This is a genomic window from Pseudomonas sp. BN505, assembly GCF_029873175.1.
GTDB lineage: Bacteria > Pseudomonadota > Gammaproteobacteria > Pseudomonadales > Pseudomonadaceae > Aquipseudomonas > Aquipseudomonas putida.
This window is the reverse complement of the sequence record NZ_SSOI01000039.1, coordinates 21,849-35,299: the sequence shown is the minus strand read 5'-3', so window position 1 is coordinate 35,299 and position 13,451 is coordinate 21,849. Positions and strand designations below refer to the sequence as shown.

The 13,451-nt window shown below is 63.5% G+C and carries 14 protein-coding genes; all 14 read left to right on the top strand.

The features are described from left to right. Positions 1 to 2 precede the first annotated feature (2 nt). The 14 genes from E8E78_RS11785 to E8E78_RS11720 all read left to right on the top strand — a co-directional run bounded on the left by E8E78_RS11785 (position 3) and on the right by E8E78_RS11720 (position 13,445). Entirely contained in the window at positions 3 to 950 is a 948-nt protein-coding gene (locus tag E8E78_RS11785) for an OB-fold domain-containing protein (protein ID WP_059394927.1), read from the top strand. Positions 951 to 1,144: 194 nt separating this feature from the next. Continuing rightward, positions 1,145 to 2,050, top strand: coding sequence for a VOC family protein (locus tag E8E78_RS11780; protein WP_016499765.1), 906 nt, complete (start codon positions 1,145 to 1,147; stop codon positions 2,048 to 2,050). Then, on the top strand, positions 2,047 to 2,922 hold the full coding sequence (locus E8E78_RS11775; protein WP_280313684.1) for a CoA-transferase: 876 nt from the start codon (positions 2,047 to 2,049) through the stop codon (positions 2,920 to 2,922). Before E8E78_RS11780 ends, E8E78_RS11775 begins: the two co-directional genes overlap by 4 nt. A gap of 11 nt (positions 2,923 to 2,933) precedes the next feature. Next, positions 2,934 to 3,731: a hypothetical protein gene (locus E8E78_RS11770; protein ID WP_059394823.1), complete on the top strand. Its 798-nt coding sequence runs from the start codon at positions 2,934 to 2,936 to the stop codon at positions 3,729 to 3,731. A gap of 16 nt (positions 3,732 to 3,747) precedes the next feature. Continuing rightward, a complete protein-coding gene (locus E8E78_RS11765) occupies positions 3,748 to 4,659 on the top strand; it encodes an enoyl-CoA hydratase (RefSeq protein ID WP_041168030.1) in 912 nt (303 codons plus the stop codon). Beyond that, positions 4,656 to 5,762: a nitronate monooxygenase gene (locus tag E8E78_RS11760; RefSeq protein ID WP_061203232.1), complete on the top strand. Its 1,107-nt coding sequence runs from the start codon at positions 4,656 to 4,658 to the stop codon at positions 5,760 to 5,762. The genes E8E78_RS11765 and E8E78_RS11760 overlap by 4 nt, the downstream gene beginning before the upstream one ends. After that, positions 5,759 to 6,511, top strand: a complete 753-nt coding sequence (locus E8E78_RS11755; RefSeq protein ID WP_016499760.1) for an enoyl-CoA hydratase family protein — start codon at positions 5,759 to 5,761, stop codon at positions 6,509 to 6,511. The genes E8E78_RS11760 and E8E78_RS11755 overlap by 4 nt, the downstream gene beginning before the upstream one ends. A 9-nt stretch (positions 6,512 to 6,520) precedes the next feature. After that, entirely contained in the window at positions 6,521 to 7,681 is a 1,161-nt protein-coding gene (locus E8E78_RS11750) for an acyl-CoA dehydrogenase family protein (protein WP_016486852.1), read from the top strand. A 9-nt stretch (positions 7,682 to 7,690) separates the two neighbouring features. Further along, complete coding sequence (locus E8E78_RS11745) at positions 7,691 to 8,749, top strand: acyl-CoA dehydrogenase family protein (RefSeq protein ID WP_016499758.1); 1,059 nt, start codon at positions 7,691 to 7,693, stop codon at positions 8,747 to 8,749. A 3-nt stretch (positions 8,750 to 8,752) separates the two neighbouring features. After that, positions 8,753 to 9,904: an acetyl-CoA C-acetyltransferase gene (locus E8E78_RS11740; protein ID WP_061203234.1), complete on the top strand. Its 1,152-nt coding sequence runs from the start codon at positions 8,753 to 8,755 to the stop codon at positions 9,902 to 9,904. Positions 9,905 to 9,937: 33 nt separating this feature from the next. Next, positions 9,938 to 10,816, top strand: coding sequence for an SDR family oxidoreductase (locus E8E78_RS11735; protein WP_059394826.1), 879 nt, complete (start codon positions 9,938 to 9,940; stop codon positions 10,814 to 10,816). Positions 10,817 to 10,962: 146 nt separating this feature from the next. After that, positions 10,963 to 11,748: an SDR family oxidoreductase gene (locus E8E78_RS11730; RefSeq protein WP_059394827.1), complete on the top strand. Its 786-nt coding sequence runs from the start codon at positions 10,963 to 10,965 to the stop codon at positions 11,746 to 11,748. A 9-nt stretch (positions 11,749 to 11,757) separates the two neighbouring features. Next, on the top strand, positions 11,758 to 12,228 hold the full coding sequence (locus E8E78_RS11725; RefSeq protein ID WP_028612889.1) for a MaoC family dehydratase: 471 nt from the start codon (positions 11,758 to 11,760) through the stop codon (positions 12,226 to 12,228). 8 nt (positions 12,229 to 12,236) lie between these two features. Continuing rightward, positions 12,237 to 13,445, top strand: coding sequence for an acetyl-CoA C-acyltransferase (locus tag E8E78_RS11720; RefSeq protein ID WP_059394828.1), 1,209 nt, complete (start codon positions 12,237 to 12,239; stop codon positions 13,443 to 13,445). The last annotated feature ends 6 nt before the right edge of the window (positions 13,446 to 13,451 follow it).

The following is a 13,451-nucleotide window of genomic DNA, read 5'->3' as shown; positions in this document are numbered from 1 at the left end:
GCATGTCGAACAATAAGCCAATGCCGGTGCCGACTGAAATTTCCGCGCCGTTCTGGGAAGGCCTGAAAGCACAGCGCCTGTTGATCCAGCAGTGCAACGCCTGCGAACACTGGGTGTTCTACCCGCGCAGGCATTGCCCGCGGTGCCTGGCCCATGACCTGAGCTGGCGCGAAGTCAGTGGTGGCGCCACCCTGTACAGCTTCACCGTGGCACGCATTGCCACGTTGCCGGATTTTGCCGATGAGATGCCACAAAAGCTGGCTGTCATCGAGTTGGACGAAGGCGTGCGAATCAACACCACCCTGGTGGGGCTTGAAGAGGATCAGATCCGCATCGGCATGCGGCTCAAACCGGTGTTTGCCGAAGTCGACGCCAAGGGTACGCGTTTACTGCGCTTTACCGGTCCGGACCAGGACAGCAGTGCGCTACAGGGCTACAACGGCACGCCTCAGGCGCAAATGCCGGAGCAGGGTGAAGCCGCATCTGTGCGCTTGGTCGCCATGGATGATGATGTGGCGCTGCAGAGCCTGGTCAGTGAGACCTTCAGCCCCTGGAGCAACCAGATTGTCATCGATCAAGCCCTGATCGATGCCTTCGCCGCGCTGTCGGGTGATGACTACTGGATTCACACCGATCCGCAGCGTGCACGCAAGGACAGCCCGTTTGGCGGCACCATTGCCCACGGCGCGCTGGTACAGGTGTTGCAGTCGCGGCTCAAGCTGGCGCTGGGTTATGAAATCACCGGTTTCAGCACCATGGTCAATTACGGCTCGGACCGCCTGCGCTTTCCGGCGCCGGTGCCGGCCGGCTCGCGGGTTCATGCGCGGGCCAGGGTGAAGCAGGTGGCGCGGGTCAAGCGCGGCACCCAGTTGACCCTGGAGGTGAATACCCACGTCGTCGGCAGTGATCGCCCCTCGGTCATCAACGACCTGGTAATCCTGTACATGTAACCCCTCCGAAGGCGCGAGATTGCCCTGCGATGCGATGTGCCTGGCGCATCACTGTCGCGGGGCAAGCCTGTTTCCACCGCCTGCATTTCAGTATTCCCGATAGATCAACTGCTTAGTCTCAACGGACGATGAGCACCAGGCTTGCCCTCAGCACAATGAAGACCAACAAAGGTCCAGTCATTGAGGAGCAGGGCATGATGGATATCCGGGGGCTGAGCTACTTCGTCGCTCAAATCGAAAACCTCAGTCAGTGGCAACGTTATGCCGAAGACGTGCTGGGCATGATGGTGGTGCCCGCGCCCGGTGGCGGACTGTATGTGAAGATGGACGAGCGGCCTTTTCGCATGCTCATCGTCGAAGGCGCCGAGGCAGGCTACCTGGCCTCTGGCTGGGAACTGGCCAGCGAGCGGGCATTCAACGCCGCATTGCAGGCACTGGAACAAAACGGTGTGCGCTGGCAAGCAGGCTCTGCCGCCGAGATCGAGCAGCGTGGCGTACAGGCACTGGTCAGTGTTCTGGACCCCTCCGGCAACCGCCACGAATTGAGCTGGGGACACCGTTCCGACTGCCTGCCATTCGTTTCGCCGCAAGGCGTGCCGGGTTTTGTCACCGGCGACATGGGCCTGGGCCACACCGTGCTGCCGGCCCCGGAATTTGACGCGACCCTGGCCTTCGTCAAGGACGTGCTGGGCTTCGAACTGTCGGACATCTTCAACTTTCGCCCCGACCCGGCAGCACCGCCAATCCGCATTCACTTCCTGCATTGCCGCAACAGCCGCCATCACTCGCTGGCGCTGGCGGAGTACGCGGTGCCTTCAGGCTGCGTGCACGTGATGGTGGAAGTGGGCTCGATGACTGAAGTGGGCCGCGCCCATGACCGGCGCCTGGCCCATCAGGTGCCGCTGTCGGCGACCCTCGGCCAGCACCTCAATGACCGAATGACCTCGTTTTACATGAAGACCCCATCCGGCTTCGACCTGGAGTACGGCTACGGCGGCCTGCAAGTGGACTGGGCTGAGCACTCGGCCTTCGAATTTACCCGGGTAAGTCTGTGGGGGCATGACTTTTCCGTCGGCCAACAGCAAGGAGATGTGCAATGAACAAGCAAATGACGGCGGCCGATGCCGTTGCGCACCTGCGCGATGGCATGACCATCGGCTTCGGCGGCTGGGGGCCACGGCGCAAGCCGATGGCGGTTGTGCGCGAGATTCTGCGTTCCCCCGTCAAAGACCTGACTGTGGTCGCCTACGGTGGCCCCGAAGTGGGCATGCTGTGTGCGGCGGGCAAGGTCAAGAAGCTGGTGTTCGGCTTTGCCACCCTCGACGCCATTCCGCTGGAGCCCTATTACCGCAAAGCCCGCGAAGCCGGTGGGCTGGAGTTGCTAGAGGTGGATGAAGGCATGTTCCAGTGGGGCCTGCGTGCAGCGGCCATGCGTTTGCCGTTTCTGCCGACCCGCTGCGGCCTGGCCACCGATGTCACACGGCTGAACCCTGACCTTAAAACCATCCAGTCGCCGTATGACGACGGCGAAGTGCTGCTGGCCATGCCTGCCCTGAACCTGGACGTGGCGTTTGTCCACGTCAACGTCGCCGACCGCCTGGGCAACACCCTGGTGACCGGCCCAGACCCGTATTTCGACCATCTGTTCGCTCGCGCGACCCAGCAGTGCTTCGTGTCTTGCGAGCAATTGCACGAACGACTGGAACTGACCACCGAACAGGCACGCTGCAACACCTTTGAGCGGTACCTGGTCAGTGGCGTGATCCATGCACCGCTCGGCGCCCACCCGACCGCCTGCCAGCCCGAGTATGGCTGGGACCTGAGCCACCTCAAACGCTATGCCGCCAGTGCCGGGGAAGAGGGCGGCTGGCAAGCCTATGTGGCGCAGTACGTGGCGGCCGGTGAGCGGGCTTATCAAGAGCAGAACGGCGGTGCCGAACGCATGGGCTCCCTGGCCCTGCCGGTGTTCTGAGGAGGATGAAAATGTCGACTACCTGTGAATTTACCCTCGCGGAGCTGATGATTGTCGCGGCCAGCGAAGCCTGGCGTGACAACGGCGAGCTGATCGCCTCGGGCCTGGGCGTGATCCCGCGCCTGGGCGCTAGCCTGGCCAAACTCAGCCACAGTCCGCAACTGTTGATGACCGACAGCGAGGCGTACCTGGTCGAAGAGCCGATCCCGCTAGGGCCGCGTGGCGATCATGTGCCGAAATATTCGGGTTCGCTCAACTTCGAGCGGGTGTTCGAGTGCGTCTGGGGTGGCCGCCGTCACGCCATGATCGGCCCGACCCAGATCGACCGCTGGGGCCAGAGCAACCTCTCCTGCGTGGGCGATTACCACAAGCCCAAGGCTGCAATGCTCGGTGTGCGCGGCTTGCCCGGCAACAGCATCAATCACATCAACTCGTTCTTTGTACCCAGCCATAACACCCGCGTGTTCGTCAGCGGCGAAGTGGACATGGTTTCCGGTGTCGGTTTCAAGGCCGACCGCTGGCCAAAAGGGGTACGCCGCGACCTGATGGACATCCGCCTGATCGTCACCGACTTGTGTGTGATGGATTTCGACGGCCCGGAGCGCGCGGTGCAGGTGCGCAGCTTGCACCCGGGGGTGAGCTTTGAGCAGGTGCAGGAAAACACCGGTTTCCCGTTGCTCAAGTCAGCGTCGCTGAAAGAAACCGTACACCCGACGCCTGAGCAATTGGCGCTGATCCGTCGGCTCGACCCCCATGATCTGCGCAGTTCGGCAATCAAGGGCAACCCGGCTGGCATTCGCGTGGCGTAAGGCGAGGGACATGAGCATGAACAGCCCTGACAGTGAATTCGTCGAGCGTGCAGACCACTCGGTCTACGAAACGCAGGAACCGGTGTTGTACAGCGTGGCCGAGGGTATCGCCACGCTGACCATGAACCGGCCAGGCTTCAATAATGCGCAGAACTCGCAGATGACGTATGCGCTGGATGCGGCGCTGCGCCAGGCTGTCAACGATGACGCGGTCAAGGTCATTGTACTGCGCGGGGCGGGCAAGCATTTTTCGGCCGGCCATGACATTGGCACGCCCGGGCGCGATATCAACAAACCGTTCGAGCGTGCACACCTCTGGTGGGATCACACCAACAAGCCCGGCGGCGAGCAGCTGTATGCCCGCGAGCAAGAGGTTTATCTGGGCATGTGCCGGCGCTGGCGTGAGCTGCCCAAGCCGACCATTGCCATGGTCCAGGGTGCGTGCGTGGCCGGTGGTCTCATGCTGGCCTGGGTGTGCGACCTGATCGTGGCCAGCGATGATGCGTTTTTCCAGGACCCCGTGGTACGTATGGGCATTCCGGGGGTGGAGTATTTTGCCCACCCGTATGAGCTGAACCCGCGCATCGCCAAAGAGTTTCTGTTCACCGGCGATCGCATGAGTGCCGAGCGTGCCTACCAGATGGGCATGGTCAACAGGGTAGTGCCACGTGAGGAACTGGAGCAGGGCACCTATGCGCTGGCGGCCGGTATTGCCCGGCAGCCGCGAATGGGCCTTGCGCTGACCAAGCAGGCCATTAACCACGTCGAGGATCTGCAGGGTAAACGCACGGCGATGGACGCTGCCTTTGCCTGGCACCACTTCGCCCATGCCCACAATGAACTGCTGTCGGGCGACAAGCTGGGCGGCTTCGATGCCAAGGCCATGGCCCAGGCCAACAAGGCTGCCGCCAGTGGAGAGCAGGCATGAGCCGCTGGTTGTGTACGCCACTGACCGAAGCCTTGGGCTGCCGCTACCCGATCGTGCAGACCGCCATGGGTTGGGTTGCAGACGCCAACCTGGTGATTGCCACGACCCGCGCCGGTGGTTTCGGTTTTCTGGCCGGTGCCACGATTGCGTCCGATGCCCTGGAAGGCGAGATCAACAAGGTAATTGCCGCCACCGGTGGCAGCAATTTCGGCCTGAACTTTCATATGTTCCAGGAAAACGCGGCCCAATGCGTTGACCTGGCGATTCGCTACCGCTTGCGGGCGGTCAGTTACGGACGTGGCCCGGACAAACAGACCATCGGCCGCTTCAAGGCTGCCGGGGTGCTGTGCATCCCGACGGTGGGCGCACTCAAACACGCCCTGAAGGCGGTGGAGCTGGGCGCGGACATGATCACCATCCAGGGCGGCGAGGGCGGCGGGCATACCGGTGGTGTGCCCAGTTCGATCCTGTTGCCCCAGGTGCTCGCCGCGGTGTCGGTCCCGGTAATCGCCGCAGGTGGTTACTCCACCGGCAGAGGCCTCGCCGGCGCGCTGGCGGCCGGCGCCGTGGGTATTGCCATGGGCACGCGCTTTTTGATGACCCGGGACTCGCCTACGCCGTCGAGCACCTTGGTGCATTACCTCGAGGTCAACGACCCGCAACGGGTGCGGGTGACCACGGCGGTAGATGGCATGCGCCACCGCATGATCGAGAACCCGTTTATCAACCGCCTGGAGCAGGCCGGGTCTTTTGGGCGCCTGCGCATCGCGTTGCGCAGCGCCTGGAAATGGAAGCAGCAAACCGGAATGAGCCTGAGCCATCTGTTCGGTGTGCTGCGCCAGGCACTCAAGGAAGACCCCGGTGCGCTGTCGCAAACGGTGATGGCCGCCAACCAGCCGGTGCTGCTGCAGCGTTCGATGATCGACGGTGTTCCGGACGAAGGCATTCTGCCCAGCGGCCAGGTAGCCGCCGCCATTGGCGAACTCAAGAGTTGCCAGCAAGTGATCGAAGAAATTGCCCAGGAAGCCGAAGGCTGCCTGGAAGCCCTGTTGGCTTGCCGTAGCGAGCATCAGCCTGCCGAACTTTGGAGAACACCCTCATGAGTCAAGCATTTACCACACAGATCGAGGCGGGCATTGCTGAGCTGGTGCTGGCCAAACCGCCGGTCAATGCCCTGGGCAGCCAGGAGTGGATGGACCTGGCCCATCAGGTCGAAGCCCTGGGCGCCAACCCCGACGTCCGGGTGATCGTCATCCGTGCCGAAGGCCGCGGCTTCTGCGCAGGTGTCGACATCAAGGAACTGGACGCCCACCCCGAACGCATCGTAGCGGTCAACGCCGGTAATTATGCGGCGTTCAAGGCGGTACATCGCAACCCTGTGCCGGTCATCGTCGCCGTGCACGGTTTCGTCCTCGGTGGCGGCGTCGGCATTACCGGTGCAGCCGACATTGTTGTGGCCTCCGAGTGCGCCACCTTTGCCTTGCCTGAAGTTGACCGTGGGGCCATGGGTGGCGGCGCGCACCTGCAGCGTTTGTTCCCGGTGCAGAAGGTTCGTTATCTGTTCTTTACCGGCGACAAGATCGGCGCCGCAGAGGCTGCGCAGTATGGCTTCATCGAGCGCGTGGTGCCCAAAGAGCAGCTGCGCGAAACCGCGCTGGAGATTGCCGCCAAAATCGCTGCCAAGAGCCCGGTGATGATCCGTATCGCCAAGGAAGCCCTGAACGGTATCGAGGACGGCAACCTGGAAGACAAGTACCGCTGGGAGCAGGGGCTGACCCTGCAGGCCTACACCAGTCCGGATTCTGCGCAAACCCGCCGCGCCTTCGTCGAAAAACGCGACGCCAAGTTCTGAGAGAGTGCCATGGAACTAGCTTATACCCCCAAGCAGAAGGCCTTCCGTGAGGAAGTGCGCGAATGGCTGGCGGCCAATCAGCCGACTACGCCCCTGGCCAACTATGACACCCGGGAAGGGTTCGAGCAGCACCGGGCCTGGGAGGCGAAGCTGTTCGAGCAACGCCTGTCGATGGTCATGTGGCCCAAGGCTTACGGCGGGCGCGGTTGCGACCTGATCGAGTGGCTGATTTTCGAGGAAGAGTACTACGGCGCAGACGCACCGATGCGTATCAACCAGAACGGTCAGCTGCTGCTCGGCCCAACGTTGATGGAGTTCGGTACCGAGGCGCAGAAGCAGCGCTTCCTGCCGCGCATGGCGTCCAGTGTCGACATGTGGGCCCAGGGCTGGTCCGAGCCCAATGCCGGCTCCGACATGGCCGCGATCACCAGCAAGGCCATTCGCGATGGCGATCACTATGTGCTCAACGGGCAGAAAACCTGGTCCAGCCGCGCACTGTTTGCCGACTGGCTGTTTGGCCTGTTCCGCAGCGACCCGGCCTCGACCCGGCACAACGGCTTGTCGTTCGTGATGGTGCCGCTCGATGCCCCAGGCGTGACCATCCGGCCGATCAAGGCGCTGAACGGCAAGAACACCTTCGCCGAAGTGTTTTTCGACGATGTGCGCGTGCCGGTTGAAAACTGCATTGGTGCCGAAGGCCAGGGCTGGCATGTGGCGATGGCCACTGCGGGTTTTGAGCGAGGTTTGCTGCTGCGTTCGCCGGCACGATTCCAGGCCACGGCGCGCAAGCTGATACAGCTGTACAACGCCAACCGCCAGAGCGCCGACCGCGACCCGAGCATCCGCGAAGCGGTTGTCGAGGCCTGGCTGGGCGCTGAAGGCTACGCGCTGTCGTCTTATCACACCGTCGGGCGTTTGAGCCGTGGCGCGCAGATCGGCGCCGAGTCGAGCATCAACAAGATCATCTGGTCGGAGCTTGACTTGAAGATGCACGAAACCGCCATGCGCATCCTGGGTGCGCACGGCGAGTTGTTGAGCAGCGCTGCGCAAGCGGTCGAAGGCGGCTGGCTTGATGGCTTCCTGTTCGCTCAGGCCGGGCCGATCTACGCCGGCACCAACGAAATCCAGCGCAACATCATCGCCGAGCGCATGCTCGGCCTGCCGAAATAGGAGCCGGCCATGGACTTTACCTTTACCGATGATCAGCTCACGTTTCGCGAAGCCATCAGCCGTTTCCTGATGACCGAGGCGGCGCCCGAAATGCTGCGCGAGATCTGGGAAACCGATACAGGCCGCTCCGCTGACTTGCGCAACAAGATAGCCGAACAGGGCCTGACGGCATTGTCGGTGCCCGAACAGTTCGGCGGCCTGGGCATGGACGATGTGGCCTGGGCACTGATGACCCAGGAGCTGGGCTACTACGCCATCCCGGACTCGCTGGCCGACACGGCTTATGTGGTCACCGGGCTGCTCAACGGCCTGCCAGACGACAACCCGGTCAAAGCCCGCCTGCTGCCGCGCATCGCCGATGGCAGCGTGCGCCTGGCTATCGGCCACCCGATCAACCCGTTGGTGCCTGATGCACCGCTGGCAGAGTGGCTGATCCTTGCCCACGGCGATGAGGTGCATGCGGTGCCGCGCGCGCAGGTCGATGTGCAGGCCAACGCCAGTATCGATGCCTCCAGGCGCCTGGGCCTGGTGAGCTGGCAGCCAACACGCGACACCTTGCTGATCGGCGGCGAACAGGGGCGGGCCTTGTGGGCCGATACCTTGAACCGCGGCGCCTTGTCGGTTGCCGGGCAACTGCTCGGGCTGGCCCAGCGAATCCTCGACCTGTCGGTGGACTACGTGGCCCAGCGCAAGCAATTTGGCAAGCCGATCGGCAGCTTTCAGGCGGTCAAGCATCACCTGGCCGATATCGCCAGCAAGATCGAATTCGCCAAACCTGTGCTGTATCGCGCGGCCTATGCCCTGGCGCAGGGGGATCGCCGCGCCGATGTCTATGTATCGCAGGCCAGGCTGGCCTGTTGCGACGCCAGCTGGCTGGCGGCGCGCCATGGCATTCAGGTGCACGGTGCGATGGGTTACACCTGGGAAGTCGACCTGCAGATGTTCATGAAGCGCGTGTGGTCGCTGGACCCGTCCTGGGGCGACCGTGCCACCCATAAAACCCGCGTCGCCGCCTATGTGCTCAGCGATGAAGCCCGGCTTGGGCCGGGCGCTACCTTCGAGGACTGAGCCATGCCCCAAGCGTATATCGTCGATGCTCTGCGCAGCCCCACGGGCAAACGCAAAGGCAGCCTGGCCCATGTGCATGCCATTGACCTGGGCGCGCATGTGTTGAAAGCGCTGGTCGAACGCAATGCCATTCCTGCCCACGCGTATGACGACGTGATTTTCGGATGTGTCGACGCCATCGGCTCGCAGGCGGGTGACATCGCCCGCACCAGCTGGCTGGCTGCCGGCTTGCCGCTGAACGTACCGGGCACCACGGTTGACCGGCAGTGCGGTTCGTCGCAACAGGCGCTGCATTTTGCCGCACAAGCGGTGATGAGTGGCATGCAGGAGGTGGTGGCTGTCGGTGGTGTGCAGACCATGACCCAGATCCCGATCTCGTCGGCGATGCTCGCTGGCCAACCGCTGGGCTTCAGTGACCCGTTTTCCGGCAGCAAAGGCTGGCAGGCGCGCTTTGGGCAGCAGCCGGTCAATCAGTTTTACGCCGCCCAGCGCATCGCCGATCACTGGCAGATTAGCCGCGAAGACATGGAAGTGTTTGCCCTGGAAAGCCATCGTCGTGCCTTGGCGGCCGCAGACGCCGGCTATTTCGCCCGCGAGATCGTTGCCTGCGAAGGCCTGGCCTTTGATGAAACGCCGCGGGTCAGCAGCCTGGAGAAAATGGCCAGCCTGGAGCCTGTGAGCGCTGAGTTCCCGTCGATCACGGCCGCTGTATCGAGCCAGACCTGCGATGCCTCGGCGGCGTTACTGGTGGTCTCGGAGGCGGCGCTCAAGCGCTACAACCTGACCCCCAGGGCACGCATTCATCACCTGTCGGTGCTCGGCGACGACCCGATCTGGCACCTCACGGCACCGATTGCAGCCACCCGTGCGGCGCTCAACAAGGCTGGCCTGCGCATGGCTGATATCGACCTTGTGGAAATCAACGAAGCGTTTGCCTCGGTGGTCATGGCCTGGGCCAAGGAGCTCGATTACGACCCGGCTCGCACCAACGTCAATGGCGGCGCCATCGCCCTTGGCCACCCGCTGGGCGCTACCGGTGCGCGCTTGATGACCACCTTGCTGCATTCGCTTGAACGCACCGGCGGGCGTTATGGCCTGCAGACCATGTGTGAAGGCGGCGGCCAGGCCAACGTCAGCATCATCGAACGGCTTTGAAGCCACCCACACTCAACAACAGGAAAACATCCTATGGGAATCTGTGCAGGTCGTACCGCGATCATCACCGGTGCCGGTGGCGGGCTGGGCCGCGCGTATGCGTTGGCATTTGCCGCCGAAGGCGCCAATGTGGTGGTCAATGACATTCGTCGCGAGGCCGCCGAGGCAGTGGTCGACGAGATTTGCTCCCTGGGTGGCCGAGCAATCGCCAACGATGGCGACATCACCACCCTGAGCAGCGCTCAAGGCATCGTCGATGCTGCATTGGCGGCGTTCGACGAAGTGCATGTTTTGGTCAACAACGCCGGGGTCTTGCGTGACCGCATGTTCATCAGCCTGTCGGAAGAGGACTGGGACATGGTGATGCGCGTGCACCTGAAGGGGCATTACTGCCTGGCCAACATCCTCGGCCGGCGCTGGCGCGATCAGGCCAAGGCCGGTACGCCGGTGGCGGCGCGCATTATCAATACCAGTTCCGGCGCCGGCTTGCAGGGCTCGATCGGGCAGTCCAACTATGCGGCGGCCAAAGGCGGTATCGCTTCCCTGACCCTGGTGCAGGCGGCGGAACTGGCCCGCTATGGCGTCACCGCCAACGCCCTGGCCCCGGCGGCGCGTACGGCGATGACCGAAAGCGCAATGCCGGACATGGTCAAGCGGCCCGATGACGGCAGCTTCGACGCTTGGGCGGCAGAGAACGTCGCGCCTTTGGTGGTGTGGCTGGGCAGTGAGGCTTCCGGGCATGTCAGCGGCCAGCTGTTCGAGAGCCAAGGTGGCCGGATTTCCCTGGGTGACGGCTGGCGTACCGGCGTCACCCGCGACAAGGGGGCACGCTGGCAGGTCGCTGAAGTCGGGGCGGCGGTCGATGCGATCCTCAGCGAAGCACCCAAGGCGCAAAAGGTCTGGGGCACGTGAGCGCAGCTTGAAGCACAGGCGTCGGCATTACCGGCGCCTGCCTATTGTTCCCCTGCCACAACCGACCCCGTCCGTTTTGACGATGTGCCTGCCCCCTGCGGCCTTTATACCTGTCGACAACCTGTTTTCTGTCAGAGGTATACCGCGTGAAACAAGCCCCTCCTTATGTGCCAGGCCACCAGTTGCTGGCTGGCAAATCCGTGCTCATCACTGCCGCCGCCGGCGCTGGCATCGGCTATGCCGCAGCCAGGCGCTGCGCCGAAGAAGGCTGCCGCGCCCTGATGATTTCCGATGTTCATGCCCGGCGCCTGGAGCAGGCGGTGGAACAGCTCAAGGCCGACACCGGCTTGCAGGCCGTGTACGGCCAGCTGTGCAACGTCACCGTCGAGACAGAGGTGCAAGCCCTGGTCGCCGCCGCCGAACAGGCCCTTGGCGGCGTCGATGTGCTGATCAACAACGCAGGCCTTGGTGGTTCCAGGCGGGTCACCGAGATGAGCGACGAGGAATGGCTGCGGGTAATTGATGTGACCCTCACCGGCACATTCCGCATGACCCGCGCGATGCTGCCGCACATGGAGCGCCGAGGGAGCGGGGCGATCATCAACAACGCTTCGGTACTCGGCTGGCGTGCGCAGAAAGAGCAGGCGCACTACGCCGCCGCCAAGGCCGGGGTCATGGCGCTGACCCGCTGCAGCGCGCTGGAAGCCGCCGAAAGCGGGGTGCGCATCAACGCCGTGTCGCCGTCGATTGCCTTGCACGATTTTCTCAAGAAGGCCAGCAGCGAAGAACTGCTGGCCAAACTGGCCGACCGTGAAGCCTTCGGCCGCGCCGCTGAAGTGTGGGAAGTCGCCAACGTCATGATCTTCCTGGCCAGCGATTACGCCTCCTACATGGTCGGCGAAGTGCTGTCGGTCAGTTCACAACAAGCTTGAGGGCACCCCATGAGCACCCGATTCAGTAGCGCCGAGCAAATGCTCAAGGCCCAGGGCCTGGACCTGGGCGTCACCGACTGGCTGCAACTGACCCAGGCGCGGGTCAATCTGTTTGCCGAAGCCACTGGCGATCAGCAGTGGATACATGTCGACCCCGAGCGCGCCGCCAATGGCCCGTTCGGGGCGTGCATCGCCCATGGCTACCTGACCCTGGCGCTGGCCAACCTGTTCATGCCGCAGCTGATGAGCATCGACAACATGGCCATGGGGGTGAACTACGGCACCGACCGCGTTCGATTCCCCGCCGTGGTGAAAGTCGGCGCGCGGGTACGCGGCAGAGGCCAGGTTGTCAGCGCCGAGCTGATCGGCAGCGCGGTACAGCTGGTGGTGCGCATCAGCGTCGAGATCGAGGGCGCCGAACGCCCTGGCTGCGTGGTCGACACCATCAGCCGTTACACCTTCAACCCCATCACCGAGTGAGCCTGTTCATGGACAAGCAAGACGTTGTAATCGTAGCGACTGCCCGTACCGCGCTGAGCAAATCCTTTCGCGGCTCTTTCAACGACACCGAAGCCCCGGTGCTTGGCGGCCATGTGGTGCGCGCGGTGGTCGAGCGTGCCGGTATCGAGCCTGGCGCGGTGGATGACGTGATCATGGGCGCGGCGGTACAGCAGGGCACCCAGGGCTACAACATTGGCAGGCTGTGTGCCTACACCGGCGGTTTGCCCGACAGCGTGCCGGGCATGGCCCTGGACCGTATGTGCGCTTCCGGCCTGATCAGTATCGGCATGGCGGCGAAGAACATTCTGGCCGGTGAAATGAGCATTGTCATTGGCGGGGGGGTCGAGTCGCTGTCGCTGACCCAGAACAAGCACAAGAACACCTACCGCAACCAGTCGGAGGCGGTGCTGGCGTGCATGCCAAGCGCCTATATCCCGATGATCGAAACCGCCGAGATCGTTGCCCGGCGCTATGACATCAGCCGCGCGGCCCAGGACGACTACTCACTGCAAAGTCAGCAGCGCACGGCGGCTGCCCAGCGCGATGGCCTGTTCGACGAAGAAATCGTACCGCTGCAAGTGCGCAAGCTGCGCTTTGACAAGGAAGGCCAGCCCGATGGCCATGAACAGGTGGTAGCCGAGCGCGACGAGTGCAACCGTCCTTCGACCCGCCTCGAAGACCTGGCGGCGTTGAAACCCGTGTGGAAGAACGGCCAATGGGTCGAGCAGGGCGAGTTCATTACCGCTGGCAACGCCTCGCAGTTCTCCGACGGCGCCTCGGCCAGCCTGCTGATGAGCCGCGCCGAAGCCGCCCGGCGTGGCCTGAAGCCGCTGGGGACGTATCGCGGCATCGCCGTGGCCGGCTGCGCGCCGGAAGAGATGGGCATCGGCCCGGTGCTGGCGGTGCCCAAACTGCTCAAACGCTTCGGTTTGAGCGTGGCCGACATCGGGTTATGGGAAATCAACGAAGCCTTTGCCTGCCAGGTCCTGCATTGCCGCGACGCCCTGGGCATCCCTGCGGAGCGCCTGAACGTCAACGGCGGGGCTATTTCGATTGGTCACCCGTTCGGCATGTCGGGTGCGCGCATGGTCGGTCATGGCCTGCTGGAAGGGCGCCGCCGCGGCGTGCGCTATGTGGTCGTGGCCATGTGCATTGGGGGTGGCATGGGCGCGGCGGGCCTGTTCGAGCTGGACTGACCCGCG

Excerpts from the sequence above, each read along its gene's own strand:
- E8E78_RS11760 (WP_061203232.1), top strand. The coding sequence starts at position 4,656 with ATGAGCCGCTGGTTGTGTACGCCACTGACCGAAGCCTTGGGCTGCCGC.
- E8E78_RS11765 (WP_041168030.1), top strand. The coding sequence starts at position 3,748 with ATGAACAGCCCTGACAGTGAATTCGTCGAGCGTGCAGACCACTCGGTC.
- E8E78_RS11775 (WP_280313684.1), top strand. The coding sequence starts at position 2,047 with ATGAACAAGCAAATGACGGCGGCCGATGCCGTTGCGCACCTGCGCGAT.
- E8E78_RS11745 (WP_016499758.1), top strand. The coding sequence starts at position 7,691 with ATGGACTTTACCTTTACCGATGATCAGCTCACGTTTCGCGAAGCCATC.
- E8E78_RS11780 (WP_016499765.1), top strand. The coding sequence starts at position 1,145 with ATGATGGATATCCGGGGGCTGAGCTACTTCGTCGCTCAAATCGAAAAC.
- E8E78_RS11770 (WP_059394823.1), top strand. The coding sequence starts at position 2,934 with ATGTCGACTACCTGTGAATTTACCCTCGCGGAGCTGATGATTGTCGCG.
- E8E78_RS11720 (WP_059394828.1), top strand. The coding sequence starts at position 12,237 with ATGGACAAGCAAGACGTTGTAATCGTAGCGACTGCCCGTACCGCGCTG.
- E8E78_RS11785 (WP_059394927.1), top strand. The coding sequence starts at position 3 with ATGTCGAACAATAAGCCAATGCCGGTGCCGACTGAAATTTCCGCGCCG.
- E8E78_RS11755 (WP_016499760.1), top strand. The coding sequence starts at position 5,759 with ATGAGTCAAGCATTTACCACACAGATCGAGGCGGGCATTGCTGAGCTG.
- E8E78_RS11740 (WP_061203234.1), top strand. The coding sequence starts at position 8,753 with ATGCCCCAAGCGTATATCGTCGATGCTCTGCGCAGCCCCACGGGCAAA.
- E8E78_RS11725 (WP_028612889.1), top strand. The coding sequence starts at position 11,758 with ATGAGCACCCGATTCAGTAGCGCCGAGCAAATGCTCAAGGCCCAGGGC.
- E8E78_RS11735 (WP_059394826.1), top strand. The coding sequence starts at position 9,938 with ATGGGAATCTGTGCAGGTCGTACCGCGATCATCACCGGTGCCGGTGGC.
- E8E78_RS11750 (WP_016486852.1), top strand. The coding sequence starts at position 6,521 with ATGGAACTAGCTTATACCCCCAAGCAGAAGGCCTTCCGTGAGGAAGTG.